The organism is Bradyrhizobium sp. BR14999 (genome assembly GCF_056106085.1).
The window spans coordinates 1,193,025-1,212,606 of the sequence record NZ_CM148536.1 but is presented as its reverse complement, the minus strand read 5'-3'; the positions used below and the strand labels follow the sequence as shown (position 1 = coordinate 1,212,606).

Here is a 19,582-nt window from a genome sequence, read left to right as displayed (position 1 = left end):
TGGCTAGAGCAGGATGAATTCGGTTGAGTCGATGCGCGCTCAGGACTCGGTCCAGCTCTCCGTAGGGAGAGGGCACGAAAATGCGCGGCGCACTATTTTGAACGTGATCGTGCTATGCTCTCCCCTGCATGAGCGGGGCTTTCCTTCACACCGTCTTTGACATCGCGGCGTGGCTGGCGGCGACAGCTGCCGTCTACTGGCTGTCGCGACGGCGCCTGGAATTTCCGGCGCAATCCTTCGCGCTGCCCTACATCGCCGCGCTGGTGTTCGGTGCGGGCCTCGGTGCCTATTTGTTCGGGTCAGTCAATCTGTGGCTGTCGGGCCAGAGCGGCATTGCGCGCTCGGTCGAGGGAGCGCTCGCCGGCGGCATCGTGGCGATCGAGCTCTACAAATGGTCCGCGGGCATCGCTGTACGAACCGGCGCCCGTTTTGCCTTGCCGCTGGCGCTCGGGATCGCGGTCGGGCGGCTCGGCTGCTACTTCGCGGGACTCGACGATTTCACTTACGGCACGCCGACGGGGCTGCCCTTCGGGCATGATTTCGGCGATGGCATCCTTCGGCACCCGGTGCAGCTCTATGAGTGCGCCGCCATGGGCGTGTTCGCGCTTCTCTATGTGCTGGCGGTCTTGAACCGAAACGGCTTTGTGGTCACCAATGGTTTCTACCTCGTCCTCATCTATTACGGAGCGCAGCGCTTCCTGTGGGAATTCCTCAAGCCCTATGGCACGCTGATCGGCCCCTTCACGCTGTTTCACCTGCTGTCGCTATCCATTCTGCTCTACGCCGCATTCATGCTGGCGACGGCGCCCAAAGCGAGATCCCTGCATGAACGCGCCGTTGCGTAAGTCGCGTCCCTATATCTTCTGGGGCCAGACTCAGTCTCTCTGCGAGACCTGCCTGGATTTGGTGCCGACCAAGATCCAGATTCTCGGCAACGAGGTCTGGTACGAAAAACGCTGCAAGCAGCACGGCGTCCAGTCGACGCTGGTGTCGACGGACGCGGCCTATTGGCGCCTGTGCAAGGATTTCATCAAGCCCGGCGATCGGCCGCTGCAATTCCAGCAGCGCACGGAATTCGGCTGCCCCTACGATTGCGGCCTGTGCGCCGACCACGAGCAGCATTCCTGCCTGGCGCTGATCGAGATCACAGAGCACTGCAATCTCACCTGCCCGGTGTGCTTCGCCGACTCCTCGCCCGCGCGGACGAAATTCACGCCGCTCGCGACGGTCGAGAAGATGCTGGACGCGCTGGTCGCGAGCGAAGGCGAGCCCGACCTGGTGCAGATTTCCGGCGGCGAGCCGACGCTGCATCCGGATTTCTTCGAAATCCTGGACGCCGTCCGTGCCCGCCCGATCCGCCACGTCATGATCAACACCAACGGCCTGCGCATTGCCCGCGAAAAGGATTTCGTGGCGCGGCTCGCCGAGAACAAGCGCGGGCTGGAGGTCTATCTCCAGTTCGATTCACTGCAGCGCGATGCGCTGATCAATCTGCGCGGCGCGGACCTGCGCAAAATCCGCCAGCAGGCGCTGGAGAATCTCGAGCATTACGGCGTCTCGACCACGCTGGTCGCGACCATCAAGCGCGGCGTCAACGACGCCGAGATCGGCGACATCGTCCGCCATGCGCTCACCTGGAGATGCGTGCGTGGCGTCACGCTGCAGCCGGTGCAAGACGCCGGCCGCAACGAGGATTTCGACAAGAACACCGATCGCATCATGCTGTCGGAGATACGCAAGCGCGTGATTGAGACCGGCGTGTTCGGCGACAAGGACATGATCCCGTTGCCCTGCAACCCTGAGAGCATCTCGATCGGCTATGGCCTCCGCAACGGCGAGAAGGTGCTGCCGCTGACCTCGCTGTTACAGCAGGAGCAGCTCGTCGCCGTGATGCCCAACACGATCAGCCCGGAGAAATATCCGGTGCTGCGGGAGAAATTCGTCGATCTGTTCTCGCTGTCCTCGGGGCCGCTGAACACCAACGAGCGGGTCTGCGAACTCTTGTGCTGCCTGCCGAGCTTCGAGGTGCCGCAAGGGCTCTCTTACGAGAACGTCTTCCGCGTCACCATCGTGCAATTCCTCGACCGTTTCAATTTCTGCGTCGGCAACGTCAAGCGCAGCTGCATCCATTTCGTGACGGAGCAGGGGGCGATCATTCCGTTCGACACCTACAATCTGTTCTACCGCAACGGCGCAATCGGCCGTATCCGCGCCGCGCTCGAAGGGCAGACTTATCGCGAGGCAAGGCAGGGCGAGGAGGCACCACGATGAGCGATACGCCACCACCGGTTCTGCCGCCCGTCCCGACGCCCGTTGAACCACGCAGCGGCTGCCTCACCGCGTTCTTGGTGATTTCGGGGGTGATCCTGCTGCTTCCGGGTCTCTGCGCCCTGCTCTTCGGCGGAGCTTCGGTGATCGACGGGGGCAAGATCGACTCGGACATCGCGCCGCTGGTCTTCCTGGGACTGGTCGTCGGCATCGGAGGCGTCGTCCTGATCTGGGCGGCCATCAAGGGGCGAAAGGCTCCCGCCCATCCCGGAACCCAGCCCTAACCCCCGGAGATTCCCGGACAAAATTCAGTCAACCAACGGCCAAAGAACACATTGTTTTTTGGCGTTTTTTGCATATATTGCGCCGCAACGCGTAGGGCGCCCGGTCTGATATGGCCGGGCTTCCTTTTTGGGCGGCGAGCGCCCGTTTCCAGTCTTCCAGCGTTGTTTCGAGAAGAGGTCCCGGTCCGACCGGCGAGATCGCGCTTAACCCATTGTTCGAACGCAAAGAAGCTCACTCATGAACCTCCGCAACGTCGCCATCATCGCCCACGTCGACCACGGCAAGACGACCCTGGTCGACCGCCTCCTGCAGCAGTCCGGCACGTTCCGCGAGAACCAGAAAGTGACCGAGCGCGCCATGGACTCCAACGATCTGGAGCGCGAGCGCGGCATCACCATCCTGGCCAAGGCGGCCTCGGTGCAGTGGAAGGACACCCGGGTCAACATCGTCGACACCCCCGGCCACGCCGATTTCGGCGGTGAGGTCGAACGCATCCTGAACATGGTGGACGGCGCGCTGGTGCTGGTGGACGCCGCCGAAGGCCCGCTGCCGCAGACCAAGTTCGTGGTCTCCAAGGCGCTCAAGGTCGGCCTGAAGCCGATCGTCGTCATCAACAAGGTCGACCGTCCCGACGCGCGTCCGACCGAAGTCATCAACGAGGTGTTCGACCTGTTCGCGGCGTTAGATGCCAGCGAGGAGCAGCTCGACTTCCCGATCCTCTACGGCTCGGCCAAGCAGGGCTGGATGGCCGAGAGCCCCGAGGGTCCGAAGGACAAGGGCATGGAGCCGCTGTTCGATCTGATCCTGCGCCACGTCGCGCCGCCGAAGGTCGAGGAAGGTCCGTTCAAGATGATCGGCACCATCCTGGAGGCCAACCCCTATCTCGGCCGCATCATCACCGGCCGCATTTCTTCCGGCGTGCTGAAGCCGAACCAGCAGGTCAAGGTGCTCAACGCCGACGGCAAGCTGGTCGAATCCGGGCGCATCACCAAGATCCTGGCGTTCCGTGGCCTGGAGCGTACCCCGCTCGATGAAGCCGAAGCCGGCGACATCGTCGCGATTGCGGGCCTGACCAAGGGCACCGTTGCCGACACATTCTGCGATCCGACCGTGGAAGTGCCGCTGCCGGCACAGCCGATCGATCCGCCGACCGTGTCGATGTCCTTCATCGTCAACAACTCTCCGCTCGCCGGCACCGAAGGCGACAAGGTGACGAGCCGCATGATCCGCGACCGTCTCTTGCGCGAAGCGGAGGGCAATGTCGCGCTGCGCGTCGTCGAAGCCGCCGACAAGGACGCCATGGAAGTGTCGGGCCGCGGCGAATTGCAGCTTGCGATCCTGATCGAGACCATGCGCCGCGAGGGCTTTGAGCTCTCGGTGTCGCGCCCGCGCGTCGTGTTCCAGAAGGATGAAGCGACCGGCGCCACCATGGAGCCGATCGAGGAGGTCGTGATCGACGTCGACGAGGAGCATTCCGGCGTCGTCGTGCAGAAGATGAGCGAGCGCAAGGCTGAGTTGATCGAGATGAAGCCGTCGGGCGGCAACCGCCAGCGCCTGGTGTTCTACGCGCCGACCCGCGGCCTGATCGGCTATCAGGGCGAACTTCTGACCGACACCCGCGGCACCGCGATCATGAACCGCCTGTTCCACGGCTATGCGCCCTACAAGGGCGAGATCCAGGGCCGCCGCAACGGCGTCCTGATCTCCAACGACCAGGGCGACGCCGTGGCCTACGCCATGTTCAAGCTGGAAGACCGCGGCCCGATGATGATCGAGCCGGGCTGGAAGGTCTATCGCGGCATGATCGTCGGCGAGCACACCCGCGACAACGATCTCGAGATCAACGTGCTCAAGGGCAAGCAGCTCACCAACATCCGCACGACGTCCAAGGACGAAGCGGTGCGCCTGACCCCGCCGATCCGCATGACCTTGGAAAAGGCGCTCGCCTATATCGAGGACGACGAGCTCGTCGAGGTCACGCCGAAGTCGATCCGCCTGCGCAAGAAGCACCTCGACCCGAACGAGCGCAAGCGCGCGGAGAAGGCCAAGGAAGCGGTGGCGTAAGGACACCGCAGCCGTAGTGCCGTAGGGTGGGCAAAGCGAAGCGTGCCCACCACTTCTACTGCGACTGGCGAGCGATGGTGGGCACGGCGCTATGCGCCTTTGCCCACCCTACGAAACTGTCATTCTCCGCGAAGGCGGGGGAATCCAGTACGCCGCGGCTTCTCCGCAAATCACTAGCTTCTCTGGAATACTGGATCGCCCGCCTGCGCGGGCGATGACAGCTCGGTTTGTGATGGCTTTAGCGCGTATCACAGACGTGCTAGAGCCCGCCTATGACCCCCCTTCCCTCCTTCGTCGACGTCGCGATCATCGGCGCCGGTGCCGCCGGCCTCGGTGCCGCGCACGCGCTGGCGGGCTCCGGCCTTTCCGTGGTCGTGCTGGAGGCGCGTGACCGGCTCGGTGGCCGCGCCTGGACGGTGCAGGCCTCGCCCGAGGTGATCTTCGACGTCGGCTGCGGCTGGCTGCACTCGGCCGACAAGAACTCCTTCGCTCCGATCGCGAAGCAGCTCGGATTCGAGCTCAACACGGCCCTGCCTCCCTGGCGCGAGCGCGCCTTCGGCAACGCCTTTCCGCAAACCGAGCGCGACGATTTCATGCGCGCGACGGAGGCGTTCTATGAGCGCCTCTGGCAGGCCGCGCAAAAGGGCAAGGACGAACCCGCGAGCCTGAGCCTCGAGCCGGGCAACCGCTGGAATCCGATGATCGACGCGGTCTCGACCTACGTCAATGGCTGCGAATTGAAGGACATGTCGACGCTGGACTGGGACGCCTATGAGGACAGTGACCTCAACTGGCGCGTCCGCCGCGGCTATGGCACGCTGATCGCAGCCTATGGCGCGCCTGTCACGGTGGCCCTGAGCTGCAACGTCACGTTGGTCGATCATTCTGGTCAGCGCATCCGGCTCGAAACATCGCGGGGCACGCTGACCGCGGACAAGGTGATCGTCACCGTCCCGACCAATCTGATCGCCAATGAGACGATTCGCTTTTCACCACCGTTGCCGGCCAAGGTCGATGCCGCCGCCGGCCTGCCGCTCGGCGTCGACGACAAGGTGACGCTGGCGCTCGATGGCGCCGAAGCCTTCCCGACCGAAGGTAATCTGCGCGGCGCCACCATGCGCACCAAGATGGGCACCTACCACATCCGTCCGTTCGGCCAGCCCTGCATCGAAGGCTTCTTCGGTGGCAGCTTTGCGCGCGAGCTGGAAGACGCGGGCGAAGGCGCCATTGCCGCGCAGAGCATCGACGAGATCGCGGGCCTTCTCGGCAACGACATCAGGCGCAAGCTGAGGCCGCTGTATGAATCGCGCTGGGCGCGCGATCCCTTCGCGAGGGGCTCCTATTCGCATGCGCTGCCGGGGCACGCGGGAGATCGTGCTGTGCTCGCGGAGCCAGTGGACGGACGGTTGTTCTTCGCGGGAGAAGCGACGTCGCCGAATTTCTTCACGACGGCGCATGGAGCGCGGGACAGCGGGGAGCGCGCGACTAACGAAGTGCTGGCGGCGCCGGGGAAGCGCTAACTAGGGGTCGTCCCGGCGGAGGCCGGGACCCATACCGCGTGATCCATCGGTGATCTTCGGTATTTGTACCGCGGGCTGGCACCTTAACTGCCAGTCTTCGCCAAACCTCTTCCTGTGGTTATGGGTCCCGGCCTTCGCCGGGACGACACCGAATGTGCGGTGCCGCCATCCAATTGAACTGACGACTCACTCAATCACCCGCGCCCGCAAATCGGCATCGGGCACGAAGCAGGTGTCATACTTGCCGAAGATGCGATAGCGGTTGCGTGCGACAAGGCTGTAGACGGGGTCCCTTAACAGCCTCGGCACGGCGAACAACGCGCGCACCCAGCCCCAGCCGGGGAGCAGCGACAACACGGTCAGCGCGGCGTCCGACTTCATGAACACCTCGCCGCCGTGGACTACGGCGTTGGTATCGGGATCATCTGGATCGATGCCGAACGTATGCGCGAGCCGGGTCCCGTAGTCCGATTGGATCGGCGTGAAACGGAACCGCCTTGCTTTGTCGCGGGTCGCCACGAAGCGGACCCAGCGCGAGCAGAAGATGCAGACGCCGTCATAAAGGATCACGTCGTCGTCGGGCCATTTGCTCATCAGCGATTATCCAGCGTCAGGAGAGCCACCAGCATCAGCACGATCGCCGGCCCGGTCTTCACCAAAGCACCTAATGGCTCGATCCAGAGATCGGGCGTGAGGATGGCTGCACCCACCATGTAGCCCAGCGAGGCGATGATGCCGGCAGCGAGTCCGATCGCCGCGGTGCGGCGGAAGGCGATCAGCACGCCGATGCTCATATCCATCAGGCTGGTGCCGATGGTGATGGGATCGACCAGCGCTGGCGGAAAGTCATGCGCGGTCAGGATGTCGGCGGCGCCACGATAGGACACGAACAGTGCGATGAAACCAGAGACGAGCCAGAACACAGCAAGGCTTACGAAGATCAGCGCCTTGGCCAGGAACAGCCGCGCGAACCATTTGTCCTGGATACTTGCCGGATGGCGACCGATCGTCTCAGCCAATGTCTTTGGTGCGATGCCCGTGGCTGCGATCCACGCCGAGGGATCGCCGGTCACGCCACGGCGCAGCTCGGCAATGGCGGTGGAACGCAGCGGCGGCATCCAGCCGAGATGACAGGCTAAATCGCCGACTTTGGCGCCGAGATCTAGCAGGGATGACGGCATCGCGATGAGTTGCCAGGTGGCCGTGCCGAACGCGTGGCGAAACTGCTTGATGACGCCGGCCATCGTCACCGGCTCTGCCTGCATCAGGTCCCAGCTCACGGCTTTCACGGAGGCGTCGTCGATATCACGCGCGGCGAGCCAGGCGATGGTGGCGGCGATGTCCTCGACCGCGACGGGCTGGAAGAGCGTCGCCATTTCCTTGTCCGGCAGGTCGAGCGGAAAAGCGGCAAGCGCACGCAGCATGGCGCTGCCGCCATAGGCTGACGGCGCAACCACGAAGCCCGGCCGCAGGATGGCATGGGGAATGCCGGAGGTCGCGATCAAACGTTCGGCGTCGCGTTTGGTCGTTGCGAAGGCGGTGCGATCCGCCTCCACCATCCCGGGGATCGAGATGTGCACCAGACGGATCGCACGGCCGCCAGCGCCAATTGCCTGAAGCAGGCGCGCGACGAAATCACGATGCACGGCATTTGTGTCGCTGCCGGGCCCGTCCTGGAGCACGCCGAGGCAGTTCACGACGACATCGACGGCATGCTCGCTGAGGAGACGCGCCAGCGCAGCCGCATCCAGGATGAGGATCGGCAGCTCGATGTCCAGCGCGCTCATCTGCTGCGCCGGCGACAGGTTGCGTGCCACGCCGACAACGCGAAAGCCACGCGCGCGCAGATCGTCGGTGACGAAGCGGCCGATCAGGCCGGAGGCGCCGAACAGCAAGATGGTTCGCTTACTCATTGCGCCTCTCACTACGGTTTTGCGATCATCAGCCAGAGGATCAGCATCGTCGCGCCGAAGCCGGGGAAACCGAATGCGAACCAGCGACGGAACAGAACGAAATAGCGCTCCGGAAGCGCGTTGCACTGTTCGGCCGCCTTGCGCGCGAGGTCGCGCATCTCGATCTGCATGAAGACGACGGGGACCCAGAACAGGCCTGCGACGGCATACAGCGCGAGCGAAGTCAGCAACCAGCGCTCGGTGAGCGACGTCGCCGAGAGCATCATCAGCAGGCCGCCCGTGACCGGCTGCAGGATCACGGCCGACAGCGTGAAGATCGCATCCGCGATCACGACCACAGCGGCAGTGCGCGCGATGAATGCCACGTCCTGCGTGCGATGCGCCATCAGCATGAAGAAGGCGATGCCGGTTCCAGTGCCGAGGATGACGATGGCGCCGAGCACATGCAGGAATTTGACCGGGAAATACAGCGTCATGGCTTCTTGGTCGCCATTGGCTTGAGCTGGTTCAGCGCACGCGCGAGACCACCGCTTGCGGCTTTGACGCCGGCCTCGGTTTCGATCATCCAATGACCCTCGCTGCCGACGGCCGGCAGGGTGCGGAAGTCGGCTTTGCCGCCAGTGCCGCGAAACGCATCGACCAGGTTTTGCGAAAACGCGGGCGCGAAGTAACTGTCATTGGCCGCAACGAGCCACGTGACGGGAATGCGCGCGGCCTTGCCGAACTCGGCTGCGGCCGCAAGCAGCGTGTGCGGCGCGCAGACCCTGTTCGGCTCGTCATTGGCATGGCCGCCGCGCCCCGGTGCGAATGCAATGATGGCGGAGATCGCCTTCGGATCGGCATTGGCGAGCGCCAGCGCGCCCCAGCCGCCGGCGGAATGGCCGAGCACGATCGCGGCGTCTTTGCGGATAAATTCCTGCTTTCGCAAATAGTCCAGCGCGAGCGAGATTTGGTCGGCCGTTGCGCCGGCCGATCGTGCGTAATCCGCCTCGTCGCAGCCACCCTGGTCTTCGACATAGCGGCCACCGGTCGCGCCATGGCCGAGCCGTTCCGGCACCAGCACGGCAAAGCCGCGCGCGACGAGATACGCCATGAGCGCGCGATATTCCGGCCGCGGCATTTGCGCGCGACGCAAGCCATTCTGCGTCGAGGCGTGGGCGATGACCGCGAGCCGGAACGGGCCGGCACCGAGGGGGCGAAACAGCAGCGCATGCGCGGCCATGCCGGTATCCGGCGATGGCACGCGCCACTCTTGCCGGCGAAACGGTTCGCCCTCCTCTCCCAATGGGCCAAACGTGACCTGAGCGCACAGAGGTGACGCAGCCAGCACGGCCAGCAAAGACAAAAGCGCAGGAGTGACGAGGAGCCGCATGAATTGCCAAAGGAGGCGGACGCGAACAGCGATGGCCACACTAATAGGAACGAATCACTCCGGGCAGACTTTCTGCGCTGCCATTACCATTCATTCATTGCCGCAGCGAGTTTTGCACCGACACATGGCAGGCCACTGCCATTCGAGACGCCGGCGTGTCCTCTTTCGGGACAACGGGCTTGAAATACTGATGCAGAAAGTCCACACGTTAACCGATAATTAACGATAGGTCTTGCCGCCGGCGCGGCGACTTGATTTGATCGCCTCCATGAGCACAACCCTGATCGAGGTCCGGCCGGCCAAAGCCGCAGATGCAACTGCGGTGGCGTCGACCCATGACGAAGCCTGGCGCTCGGCCTATCAGGGCATCATCCCCGGCGCGGAGCTGGAAAAGCTGATCAACCGCCGCGGTCCACAGTGGTGGGACAGCGCGATTCGCAAGGGCAGCCGCGTCAGCGTGCTGGTGTTCGGCGACAAGATCGCGGGCTACGCCAATTACGGCCGCAACCGCGCCCGCAGCCTGCATTTCGACGGCGAGATCTATGAGCTCTATCTGCGGCCGGAATTCCAGGGCCTCGGCTTTGGCCGCCGCCTGTTCGCCGCCGCCCGCCGCGACCTGATGCAGAGCGGCCTGAAGAGCATGGTGGTGTGGGCGCTCTCGGACAACGATCCGGCCACCGAGTTCTACCGTGCCCTGGGCGGCCGCATGGTGGCGCGCTCCTCGGAGCGGTTCGGGCCGAAGTCGCTCGACAAGGTTGCCTTCGCTTGGACCAATTGAGCTGCTGAAACCTGCATCGGCAGCGTTTTCCATCCGTTGATACCGCCCGCCTTTTGCGTCGGTGATCGCCGGATTCATTATTTCACAAAAACGCGATGGATCAGCGGGCCAAGCCCGCGTATGACAGCGCCAAAATCGCTGCCGGGCGCGATTTCACCTCGGCAACAACGGAGCCTTGAATGCGTATCGATGCGGTCTCGATCGGGAAGAACGTACCCCACGACGTCAATGTCATCATCGAAGTCCCCGTGGGCGGCGAACCGATCAAATACGAGATGGACAAGGAGGCCGGCACGCTCGTCGTCGATCGCTTCCTCTACACGCCGATGCGTTACCCCGGGAACTACGGCTTCATCCCGCACACGCTGTCGGATGACGGCGATCCCTGCGACGTCCTGATCATCAACACCCGCGCCATCATTCCCGGTGCCGTCATGAGCGTGCGCCCGGTCGGCGTGCTGTTCATGGAAGACGAAGCCGGCGGCGACGAGAAGATCTTGGCGGTGCCGTCATCGAAGCTGACGCAGCGCTACGACAAGGTGAAGAGCTATTCCGACCTGCCGGACATCACGCTCCAGCAGATCCAGCACTTCTTCGAGCACTACAAGGATCTCGAGAAGGGCAAGTGGGTGAAGATCCTGCGCTGGGGCGGCCCGGAGGACGCGCACAAGCTGATCCTCGAAGGCATGGATCGCGAGAAGAAAAAGAAGGCCTGAGTCTTCGGTATCCCGGACAATAAGGTGTGCTCCCTCGCCCCGTTCTTACGCTAGGGCATGCACATATCTGGTGCGGCGGATTGACTCGGATCGGCCTGGGAGGATTCCAGAATCAGAGTTCTGTGTGATTCGTATTGCGGCACTCCATGATTTGGACGGGGTGCCGCGATGTTGTCACGGATTGACTGGACGCTGGGCCGGTTCGGGGATCGTCGTCTCGATAAAGGGGGGCGGCGTTCGTCGAACGCATGGTTGTGGGCAAAACTGTCTGCCTTCGGCAGCTCTCCAGGGGGAACCGCGCGCTGGAAGTGCGGTTCAACCGCTTTCTTGGCCATGACAAGGTGACGGTGGAGCGGATCATCGAAAGCTGGAGCGAAAGCACGGTCGCTGCGGTAGAGGGCCGCCACGTGCTGGCCATCCAGGACACCAGCGAGATCCACTTCAACACCACACCGCAACGCCGGCGCGGGCTCGGAGAAATCGGCAAAGGCAATAACCACGGCGTGCTGCTGCATCCGCTGCTGGCTGTGGATGCCGATGACGGCAACTGTCTTGGACTTTTGAGCGGGCAGATATGGACGCGCACAGGTCGCCGCACGACCTCGCACGACGATCGGGAGTTATCGGACAAGGAATCGCAGCGCTGGATATCCACTGCCATGGCGGCCAAGCCGCTCCTCACCAAGGCCACAGCGGTGACGGTGCTGGGTGACCGCGAGAGCGATATTTTTGCCCTTTATGCCAGCTCGGCCGAGCAACACTTCCACGTCATCGCGCGCAGCATGCATGATCGCAAGCTTGCCGACCGCAGCGGCTTGTATGAGGTCAGCGATGCCATGGCCGCGGTGGATCGGCGTGCGATCCAATTGCCTGCGCGCGCCGCGCGGCCCGCCCGCCTGGCTCACCTCGAACTTCGCTTTGGCGCAATCGAGCTCGCCCGCCCACAGAGTAAGTTCCTGCGCCATCTGCCGGAAAGCTTGCCATTGGCGGTGGTCGATGTGCGCGAGATCAATGCCGAAACCGGGGTAGAGCCGCTGCACTGGCGGCTTCTCACCTCTCACGAGGTTACCGGCATCGAGGACGCCTGGCGCATCGTCCAATGGTACAAGCAACGCTGGATCATCGAGCAGTTCTTCCGCATCCTGAAGACACAAGGCTTCAAGCTCGAAGACAGCCAGATCGGAACCGCCGATCGCCTTCTCAAGCTGGTCGCGATTGCCGCTAAGGCGGCCGTCATCACAATCCAACTTCTGCAGGCCCGCAATGGCAGTCGCCAACCCATTCTCGCTGCCTTCGACAACGGCCAAATTAACGTGCTCACCGCCCTCAACCGTCAACTCGAAGCCGGGAGCAAGCGATTAAAGAACCCACATCCGCCCGATAGCCTCGCTTGGGCCGCCTGGATCATTGGTCGCCTCGGCGGCTGGGACGGCTACCCATCGTCCAAGCCGCCGGGCCCGATCACCTTCAAGAACGGCCTCGAATACTTCCACGCCGTCGCAGCAGGATGGAGCCTCAGAGATATGTGCATGCCCTAGCGTTCTTACGGGGAGAGGGTTGAGGTGAGGGGCTACCTCCACAAAGACGGTCAGAGTTGGACCCGCGGAGAGTCCCCCTCACCCGGAATCCGCGCTTCGCGCGAATTCCGACCTGTCCCCGCAAGCGGGGAGAGGTGAAGAAAAACTACACCGCCGGCTTCGGCAGCCCTGCGATCGCGCAGGCGGCGCGCAGCGTGTTCACCAGCAGGCAGGCGACCGTCATCTGGCCGACGCCGCCCGGCACCGGCGTGATCGCACCGGCAACCCCAATCGCTTCCTGATAGGCGACGTCGCCGACGAGGCGCGCCTTGCCGTCTTCTTTGGGGATGCGGTTGATGCCGACGTCGATCACGGTCGCGCCCGGCTTCAGCCAGTCGCCGCGCACCATCTCCGGCTTGCCGACCGCGGCGTAAACGAGGTCGGCGCGCTTCACGAGGCCGGGCAGGTCGCGCGAGCGCGAATGCGCGATCGTGACCGTTGTGTTCTCGTTCAGCAGCAATTGCACCAGCGGACGGCCGACCAGGTTGGAGCGGCCGATGACGATGGCGTTCATGCCTTCGAGCGAAGCGTGCACGCTTTTGGTCAGGATGATGCAGCCGAGCGGCGTGCAGGGCGACAGCGCCTCAAAACCACCGGCGAGCCGGCCGGCATTGCTCGGATGCAGGCCATCGACATCCTTGGCGGGATCGATGGCGTTGATGACGGCCTCGGTGTTCAGCCCCTTCGGCAGCGGCAGTTGCACCAGAATGCCGTGCACGGCCGGATCGCGGTTGAGCTTTGCGACGAGCGCCAGGAGATCCGCTTGCGAGACGTCGGCGGGCAGCTTGTGCTCGAACGAGGCCATGCCGGCGCCTTGCGTCTGGGTGTGCTTGGAGCGGACATAGACCTCGCTGGCGGGGTCGTTGCCGACCAGCACCACCGCGAGGCCGGGGACCAGATTGTGCTCGCGCTTGACGCGGGCGACCTCCTCGGCGACGCGGCCGCGAAGCTCCGCGGCAATGACTTTTCCATCGATGATTTTGGCGGTCATGTCAGTTCCCTCAGTCTTTCGATTTAGCCGACACGAGCTGGCGCAGGGCTTCTCCGAGCCGCACCGGGTCGCCGTCGACCGCGATCTGCTTCAACCGCGAGGTAGCTCCCGATAGCAATTTTACGCTGGCCTTGGGCACGCCAAGCGATTTCGCCAGCAGGACCAAGACAGCCTTGTTGGCCTCGCCACCATCGGCAATGGCGCGTACCCGCACCTTGAGCACGCTGCGGCCGTCGGAGAGCTGCTCGATCCCGTCGATGTCGTCGCGGCCGCCGCGCGGCGTCACCCGCAGCGCGATGCTGACGCCTGCGGCAGAGATGCGCCAGGGTTCTTTGGCAACCAAGGCGCTCCAGCCCGCTTAGATCACGTTCGGGTAGATGTAGTACAGGATCACCCGCTCGATGAACATGATCAGCAGAATCAGGATGATCGGCGAGATGTCGAGGCCGCCGAGACTGGGCAGGAAATTGCGAATCGGTGCCAGCAGGGGCTCGGTGATCCGGTACAGGAACTCCGCCACCGCCGAGACGAACTGGTTGCGGGTGTTCACCACGTTGAAGGCGATCAGCCAGGACAGGATCGCGGCCGCGATCAGCAGCCAGACGTAGAGATCGAGCACGATGATGACGATGTCGAGAACGGCACGCATGGCTTTTGAGAACTCTGGCTCCGGTCGGGATTGACGGCGTTCGCTTGATATCGGTTCCCCCCGACCCAAACAAGGGAAGTCGGCGCCCGGATGGCCAAAACCGGGTTATACCCGTCCTTGACTTGACCTTGGCGGGGACTTAAATGGCGCCCGGTTGTCGGCCGCGTTCACCAGAGCGGCCAGCAAAGGGGCCATAGCTCAGCTGGGAGAGCGCGTCGTTCGCAATGACGAGGTCGGCGGTTCGATCCCGCCTGGCTCCACCACGCTTCGCCCTTCGGGCTACGCGTGGCGCAGCCGCGCGAAGCCCGAAGGGCGAAGCGTGGTGTCCGGCGAAGCCCGCAGGGCGAAGACGGACGGTTCGAGTCCCCTACCTCCCCGTAAACCTCGGCGGCCGCTTCTCCATAAAACTCGCCACGCCCTCCCGGAAATCGCTGCCGTTCAGCGCCACCATCATCTCGCGGTTGGCCTCGATCGTCGCCTCCGCCAGGGTCTGGAACGGCACCTCGTAAAGCTGCCGCTTGATCACGGCCATCGCGCTCGGTGAGACGAAATCGGCGAGATCGCGCGCATAGGCATAGGTCTCCTCGCGGAGTTTTTCCGGCGAGTAGAGCCGGTTCACCAGCCCGATCCGCAACGCTTCGTCGCTCGACACGCGCCTCGCCGAGAGCAACAGATCCAGCGCATGGGCATGGCCGACGATGCGCGGCAACATCCAGCTGATGCCGTGCTCGGCGATCAGGCCGCGCCGCGCGAAGGCGGTCGTGAACACCGTATTGTCGGCGGCAAAGCGCAGGTCGCAATAGAGCGCGTGGACTAGGCCGATACCGGCGGTCGCGCCGTTGAGCATGGCGATGACGGGCTTTGCGATCGACGGATAGAAGCCGTAGCGCGTCTGCCAATCCGGCCGGCGGTTCATGTCGAACGGCGGCAGGTTCGATGCGCGCCTGACGTCATCGGGATCGAGCCCTTTCAGCGCATCCATGTCGGCGCCGGCGCAGAAGGCGCGGCCCGCGCCGGTGAGCACGATGACGCGGACATTGTCGTCGGCGCTTGAGGCTTCCATCGCGTGACGCACGTCGCGCTCCATCGTCGGCGTCCACGCATTCATGCGGTCCGGGCGATTGAGCGTGATGGTCGCGATCCTGTCGCTCACCTCATAGAGAATGTGTTCATAGGCCATGGCGCTCTCCCTTTGCTTGCCGGCGCAATCTCGCGTGCGCGCGTTGCGAACGAGCCTAGCATATAAAGGGATGAGGCAAGGGCTTGCGCGGAGGCGCGATTCACTCGGCGGCTTGCGCCAGCACCGGCCGGCGCGCCAGCCAGCCATTTATGAAGTGATCGAGCCAGGCGCGCTCCGCGAGGTCGTAGACGGCACGATCCGCGAAATGGTGATGCCGCTGCCGCGCTCCGGGCGCGCTGAAGCCGTCATAGCCGCGCGTGGTCCAGCAATGCATCATCGCGTAGGTCACGTCTGGATGAAACTGCACACCGAAGGCGTTGCCGACTCGGAACGCCTGCACCGGAAAATCATCACCTTCCGCGAGCAGCTCGGCACCGACCGGCAGCTCAAATCCCTCGCGATGCCAATGATAGACCTGCGCAGGCCACTCCGGGCAGAGCGCGTGGCCCGCAGCGGTCGGCCTGATCGGGTAATAGCCGATCTGGGTCAGCGCATCCGCATGCGGCGCGACGCGGGCCCCCAGCTGCATCGCGAGCATCTGCGCGCCGAGGCAGATGCCAAGGAACGGACGCTGCTCACGGAGCGGAATTTCGATCCAGTCGATCTCGCGGCGGATGTAGTCGTCGGAATCATTGGCGCTCATCGGGCCGCCGAAGAACACGGCGCCGGCATGCCGATCGAGCGTCTCGGGCAGGGGATCGCCGAAGCGGGGACGGCGAATGTCGAGGCGATGGCCGAGCGCGCGCAGCGCATTGCCGACGCGGCCGGGCGTCGAGGATTCCTGATGCATGACGATCAGAACCGGCAACCGGGCTTCGGAGGCGGAGGCGGAGGCGGCCGCGCCCGGCGTCCTCCTTCGGAAGGGCACCAATTCTGCGCCACCAAACCTGTCCGTCCGGAACGACATGGCCTCTGCGAGTGCTATCGGTTCAGACCGCCAGCATAGCTAAGCGATGGTTAACATCGTGTGAGTTCGCGCACACACACCCGACTGAAGCAAGCTCCGGGCCACTACGGTGCTTCAAAGTTTTCTCTAGTGCCGGCGCCTCTGAAACCGGCTGGTAGCGGCCAGGATGAAGCCGCGCGGGAAGAAACGCAGCGCCAACGGCACAATCTTGATGCCCAGACCAGGCAGCACTGCCCGTTTGTTGGCCATCAGGCCACGATATGCATCGCGTGCAACTTCGGCGGCGGAGACGTTGAGAACGGCGGTATCATGTTGGGAGCCGACGCCGGCGCGCGCCTGGAATTCGGTGGGCACCGGACCCGGGCAAAGTACGGTGACGCGAACGCCGCGCGGCGCGAGCTCCGCCCGCAAGGCTTCGGTGAACGAAATCACATAGGCCTTGGAGGCGTAGTAGACGGCCATGCCGGGGCCAGGCAGGAAGCCGGCGACCGATCCAACATTGAGAAGACCGCCCTTGTTCCTGATGAGCTGATCGGCAAAGCGCAGCGACAGGTCCGTCAGGGCCCGGACGTTGACATCGACGATGCCGAGCTGCTCAACGCGATCGCGCTCGATCGCATCACCGAACACGCCGAAGCCGGCATTGTTGACGAGATGATCGAGCTCGACGCCTTCGGCGGCAAGTGCTGCCGCGATGGTCTTGCCGGCATCCGCTTGCTCGAGATCGCAGGCGATCACGATCGGCTTCTTGCCGCCGTTGGCGGCAAGCTCGTTCGCGAGCGCCTCCAGCCGATCCGTCCGGCGCGCCGTCAATGCGAGGCGATGCCCATTGGCAGCAAACACACGCGCCAGCTCCGTGCCGATGCCCGCCGAGGCACCGGTGATCAGCGTCACCCGCTCAGTCACGATCGAAGACTCTTGAATTCAAGTTTTTGGCCCCGCAATGGCGGAACGAGAGCACAGGCCGCGCGCGACATGCAAGCTGCGCCGCCAGCATGGCCGCTTGAGCAGAACGACAGGCCGCGCTGAAAAACCGTTGATTTGCAGGCGGATTCAGCGCAGGCGGCGGATAAATTAAAGTTTCGTCATGTGCCCGGGTAGGCCGCGATCAGTCGTGTCGAAAGCCGTCAGCCGCCGACAGCGCTGTCCTTGACTTGGCCGCCGACACGGTCCGCGACGGCGTGCTTCAGGTCGATCCGGTCGCGCTGCGATATCCCGAGCAGGTCGGAGGCGCGCCAGACGACGTTGTCTTCGAATTCGCTGACCTGACCGTCGGCATAGACCAGCTCCCACATCATCTGCACGATGCGTTTGCGACCCTCCTCGTCGAGCGAGCGCATGATGACGCTGGTGAAATGATAGAGATCGACCGCCTCGCCCTCGACCTGGGTGGCGTCGGCGATCAGCCGATCCGCAGTGCCGCGATCGAGCCCAAAATGGCTTTCGATCAGGCTGTGCAGCTTGCGCTGCTCGGCTGGGCTCGGCTGGCCGTCCAGCGAGATCACGTGAATCAGCAGCGCCGTGGCCGCCAGCCGATAGTCGCTGTCGCCAAATGCGCGGTCCTGGTCATGGGGAGTAACAATGTCGGCGATGAATTGGCGCAGGCCGTCGAGCATAAAGTCCTACCGAGATCGATGAAGCCGCGAGAGGCGGCTGTTACCAGCACTATATGAGCAGCAAACTCAACCGGCGCAATGTACGTCAGTTCCGCGCGCTGCATTACGTTTCGGCAATCTGTTGTCGTGATTTGAAGCACCCCTCAGGGGTCGTCCCGGCGGAGGCCGGGACCCATAACCACAGGGTGTAGTTCGGTGAAGATTGGTCGTTTTTTACTGTGTCCATTCGCAACCGAGAGGTCACGCGGTATGGGTCCCGGCCTTCGCCGGGACGACAGTGAATGTCCTCACGGTATCTCATACACCACCATCTTGTCGGCGATGCCGCGCAGCGCGGCCTGCTTCTGGATCGGCTTGATCTCGCGCTGCTGAAGGATTTCAGCAACCGCCGGCACATCAAGCACCGGGCCGGTGATGTGAATTTCCTGCGCGGTCGACAGGCTTTGCACGCGCGAGGCGATGTTGACGGTCTGGCCGAAATAATCCTGGCGCTCGTTCAGCATCACCGCAAGACATGGACCTTCATGGATGCCGATCTTGAGAATGAGATCGTTGGCGCCGCGCCGCTTGTTGAGTTCGTCCATCGCCGCCCGCATCCGCAGGCCCGCGACGATGGCGTGCTCGGGACGGACGAAGGTCGCCATCACGGCATCGCCGATCGTTTTCACCACCGCGCCCTTCTCGGATGAGATGATCTCGAGCAGCGCGTGGAAATGCGCGCGCACGAGATCGAAGGCGGCGAGATCGCCGACCCGCTCATAAAGCGCGGTCGATCCCTTCAGGTCGGTGAACAGGAACGTCAGCGAGGTGATCTGGAGCCGCTGGTCGAGACTGAGATTGTCCGCCTTGAAGACGTCGCGGAAGGTCTGGTTCGACAGCATCCGCTTGGCGGTGAGGAACGGCTTACGCTTGCCGATGAGATGATGAAGCGCCTCGGCCGCGATGAACACCGACGGCAGCACGCGCACACCGGCCTGGTTTTCCAGCGATAGCCGCAGCGGACCCGGCCGCATGGTCGTCGTTCCCGTCGGGGCCTGCACCTTGTTGTACATGATGGCGAGCTGCTGACGGTCCTTGGTCGGCTCGCCCTGGACATCGATGAAATGAGCGGCGTGCGTCACCGGCTCGAAGATGATGACGAAATCGCTCGGCAATTGCAGCGACATCGTCGCCTTCTCGCCGGCCGGCAGCTCCATCGTATCCAGCGTCACCTCGTTGGCCAGCGTCGCAAACGATTCCTTGTTGAAGTCGACGCCGGAGCTCCAGAACACCTGCTTGAAATACTCCCACACCGGAAGCGTATCGGGATCGTGCGCCGCGATGCGCCGGACGCGCGGATTCACGGTGAAAGAGACCTCGACCTGGTCGTCGACGGACGCCTTGTAGCCGCAGGCGCAGAGCGCGCAGTGATAGTCGTCGGGCTTGAGCGCCTTCAGCGTCGAGTGAGCGCCCAGCACGCCGCCGCAGCCCGGACACAGCACGTTCCAGCCGAGATCGAACAGACCGAGCCTGGCCGAATGCAGGAAAGCCGAGATGACGCGCTCTTCGTCGAGGCCGTGATGCCTGGAGAAATCGAGGACATTGACGCGGTTGAGCTCGTGATCCTCGCCGTCCTCGATGAGGCGCGCAATCGCATCGACCACCTTTGCATCGGCGGTCTGCTTCAGAACGGAAAACTGGGCCTGGATGTCGCTCATGGCGGGGCTCTGTCTAAGCTGGATCACGCCATCGGCCAGACGAGGGTCC

The 19,582-nt window shown here is 63.7% G+C and carries 20 protein-coding genes and 1 tRNA gene; 9 read left to right on the top strand and 12 right to left on the bottom strand.

Annotated features, from left to right (window positions below; all coding sequences use genetic code 11):
- The first annotated feature begins 128 nt into the window (after positions 1 to 128).
- The 5 genes from ACR9YP_RS05705 (at position 129) to ACR9YP_RS05685 (ending at position 6,137) form a co-directional block, all read left to right on the top strand.
- Positions 129 to 845: a prolipoprotein diacylglyceryl transferase family protein gene (locus tag ACR9YP_RS05705; RefSeq protein WP_438103637.1), complete on the top strand. Its 717-nt coding sequence runs from the start codon at positions 129 to 131 to the stop codon at positions 843 to 845.
- On the top strand, positions 826 to 2,271 hold the full coding sequence (locus tag ACR9YP_RS05700; RefSeq protein ID WP_474219177.1) for a radical SAM protein: 1,446 nt from the start codon (positions 826 to 828) through the stop codon (positions 2,269 to 2,271). The genes ACR9YP_RS05705 and ACR9YP_RS05700 overlap by 20 nt, the downstream gene beginning before the upstream one ends.
- Entirely contained in the window at positions 2,268 to 2,552 is a 285-nt protein-coding gene (locus ACR9YP_RS05695; RefSeq protein WP_438103639.1) for a hypothetical protein, read from the top strand. Before ACR9YP_RS05700 ends, ACR9YP_RS05695 begins: the two co-directional genes overlap by 4 nt.
- A 238-nt stretch (positions 2,553 to 2,790) precedes the next feature.
- Positions 2,791 to 4,617, top strand: coding sequence for a translational GTPase TypA (typA, locus tag ACR9YP_RS05690; protein WP_130217145.1), 1,827 nt, complete (start codon positions 2,791 to 2,793; stop codon positions 4,615 to 4,617).
- 272 nt (positions 4,618 to 4,889) lie between these two features.
- A complete protein-coding gene (locus ACR9YP_RS05685) occupies positions 4,890 to 6,137 on the top strand; it encodes a flavin monoamine oxidase family protein (RefSeq protein WP_438103640.1) in 1,248 nt (415 codons plus the stop codon).
- Between the two features lie 186 nt (positions 6,138 to 6,323).
- Here the strand turns inward: ACR9YP_RS05685 and ACR9YP_RS05680 are convergent, their stop codons facing one another.
- The 4 genes from ACR9YP_RS05680 to ACR9YP_RS05665 are packed head-to-tail and all read right to left on the bottom strand — an operon-like array spanning position 6,324 to position 9,422.
- Positions 6,324 to 6,731: a thiol-disulfide oxidoreductase DCC family protein gene (locus ACR9YP_RS05680; RefSeq protein WP_438103641.1), complete on the bottom strand. Its 408-nt coding sequence runs from the start codon at positions 6,729 to 6,731 to the stop codon at positions 6,324 to 6,326.
- Positions 6,731 to 8,050, bottom strand: a complete 1,320-nt coding sequence (locus tag ACR9YP_RS05675; RefSeq protein ID WP_474219176.1) for an SDR family oxidoreductase — start codon at positions 8,048 to 8,050, stop codon at positions 6,731 to 6,733. Before ACR9YP_RS05675 ends, ACR9YP_RS05680 begins: the two co-directional genes overlap by 1 nt.
- Before the next feature lie 11 nt (positions 8,051 to 8,061).
- A complete protein-coding gene (locus ACR9YP_RS05670) occupies positions 8,062 to 8,526 on the bottom strand; it encodes a DUF2269 family protein (protein ID WP_438103643.1) in 465 nt (154 codons plus the stop codon).
- The gene (locus tag ACR9YP_RS05665) at positions 8,523 to 9,422 is read right to left on the bottom strand and encodes a dienelactone hydrolase family protein (RefSeq protein ID WP_438103644.1); all 900 of its coding nucleotides are present in this window, start codon (positions 9,420 to 9,422) and stop codon (positions 8,523 to 8,525) included. Before ACR9YP_RS05665 ends, ACR9YP_RS05670 begins: the two co-directional genes overlap by 4 nt.
- Positions 9,423 to 9,690: 268 nt before the next feature.
- On the opposite strand from ACR9YP_RS05665, the gene ACR9YP_RS05660 reads away from it, so the two are divergent.
- The 3 genes from ACR9YP_RS05660 (at position 9,691) to ACR9YP_RS05650 (ending at position 12,454) form a co-directional block, all read left to right on the top strand.
- The gene (locus ACR9YP_RS05660; RefSeq protein WP_008136728.1) at positions 9,691 to 10,200 is read left to right on the top strand and encodes a GNAT family N-acetyltransferase; all 510 of its coding nucleotides are present in this window, start codon (positions 9,691 to 9,693) and stop codon (positions 10,198 to 10,200) included.
- A gap of 179 nt (positions 10,201 to 10,379) precedes the next feature.
- The gene (gene ppa, locus ACR9YP_RS05655) at positions 10,380 to 10,916 is read left to right on the top strand and encodes an inorganic diphosphatase (RefSeq protein WP_438103645.1); all 537 of its coding nucleotides are present in this window, start codon (positions 10,380 to 10,382) and stop codon (positions 10,914 to 10,916) included.
- Positions 10,917 to 11,164: 248 nt separating this feature from the next.
- Positions 11,165 to 12,454 carry an IS4 family transposase gene (locus ACR9YP_RS05650; protein ID WP_438103448.1) on the top strand — a complete coding sequence of 430 codons (1,290 nt, stop codon included), beginning with the start codon at positions 11,165 to 11,167 and terminating at the stop codon, positions 12,452 to 12,454.
- Positions 12,455 to 12,599: 145 nt separating this feature from the next.
- Here ACR9YP_RS05650 and folD read toward each other — a convergent pair whose 3' ends face one another.
- The 3 genes from folD to ACR9YP_RS05635 are packed head-to-tail and all read right to left on the bottom strand — an operon-like array spanning position 12,600 to position 14,133.
- Entirely contained in the window at positions 12,600 to 13,484 is an 885-nt protein-coding gene (gene folD / locus ACR9YP_RS05645; protein ID WP_438103646.1) for a bifunctional methylenetetrahydrofolate dehydrogenase/methenyltetrahydrofolate cyclohydrolase FolD, read from the bottom strand.
- Positions 13,485 to 13,494: 10 nt separating this feature from the next.
- A complete protein-coding gene (locus ACR9YP_RS05640; RefSeq protein WP_370989085.1) occupies positions 13,495 to 13,827 on the bottom strand; it encodes a DUF167 domain-containing protein in 333 nt (110 codons plus the stop codon).
- 15 nt (positions 13,828 to 13,842) lie between these two features.
- The gene (locus tag ACR9YP_RS05635) at positions 13,843 to 14,133 is read right to left on the bottom strand and encodes a YggT family protein (protein ID WP_091882830.1); all 291 of its coding nucleotides are present in this window, start codon (positions 14,131 to 14,133) and stop codon (positions 13,843 to 13,845) included.
- Between the two features lie 187 nt (positions 14,134 to 14,320).
- Between ACR9YP_RS05635 and ACR9YP_RS05630 the strand changes: the two genes are divergently transcribed.
- A tRNA-Ala gene (locus ACR9YP_RS05630) sits at positions 14,321 to 14,396 on the top strand.
- Positions 14,397 to 14,500: 104 nt separating this feature from the next.
- Here ACR9YP_RS05630 and ACR9YP_RS05625 read toward each other — a convergent pair.
- The 5 genes from ACR9YP_RS05625 to ACR9YP_RS05605 all read right to left on the bottom strand — a co-directional run bounded on the left by ACR9YP_RS05625 (position 14,501) and on the right by ACR9YP_RS05605 (position 19,533).
- Complete coding sequence (locus ACR9YP_RS05625; RefSeq protein WP_438103647.1) at positions 14,501 to 15,313, bottom strand: enoyl-CoA hydratase; 813 nt, start codon at positions 15,311 to 15,313, stop codon at positions 14,501 to 14,503.
- A 100-nt stretch (positions 15,314 to 15,413) separates the two neighbouring features.
- Complete coding sequence (locus ACR9YP_RS05620) at positions 15,414 to 16,220, bottom strand: glutamine amidotransferase (RefSeq protein WP_438103648.1); 807 nt, start codon at positions 16,218 to 16,220, stop codon at positions 15,414 to 15,416.
- Positions 16,221 to 16,346: 126 nt separating this feature from the next.
- Positions 16,347 to 17,126, bottom strand: a complete 780-nt coding sequence (locus ACR9YP_RS05615) for an SDR family NAD(P)-dependent oxidoreductase (RefSeq protein WP_370989081.1) — start codon at positions 17,124 to 17,126, stop codon at positions 16,347 to 16,349.
- Positions 17,127 to 17,347: 221 nt separating this feature from the next.
- A complete protein-coding gene (locus tag ACR9YP_RS05610) occupies positions 17,348 to 17,836 on the bottom strand; it encodes a tellurite resistance TerB family protein (protein ID WP_438103649.1) in 489 nt (162 codons plus the stop codon).
- A gap of 287 nt (positions 17,837 to 18,123) precedes the next feature.
- Positions 18,124 to 19,533 carry a DUF5939 domain-containing protein gene (locus tag ACR9YP_RS05605; RefSeq protein WP_474219174.1) on the bottom strand — a complete coding sequence of 470 codons (1,410 nt, stop codon included), beginning with the start codon at positions 19,531 to 19,533 and terminating at the stop codon, positions 18,124 to 18,126.
- Positions 19,534 to 19,582: the final 49 nt, after the last annotated feature.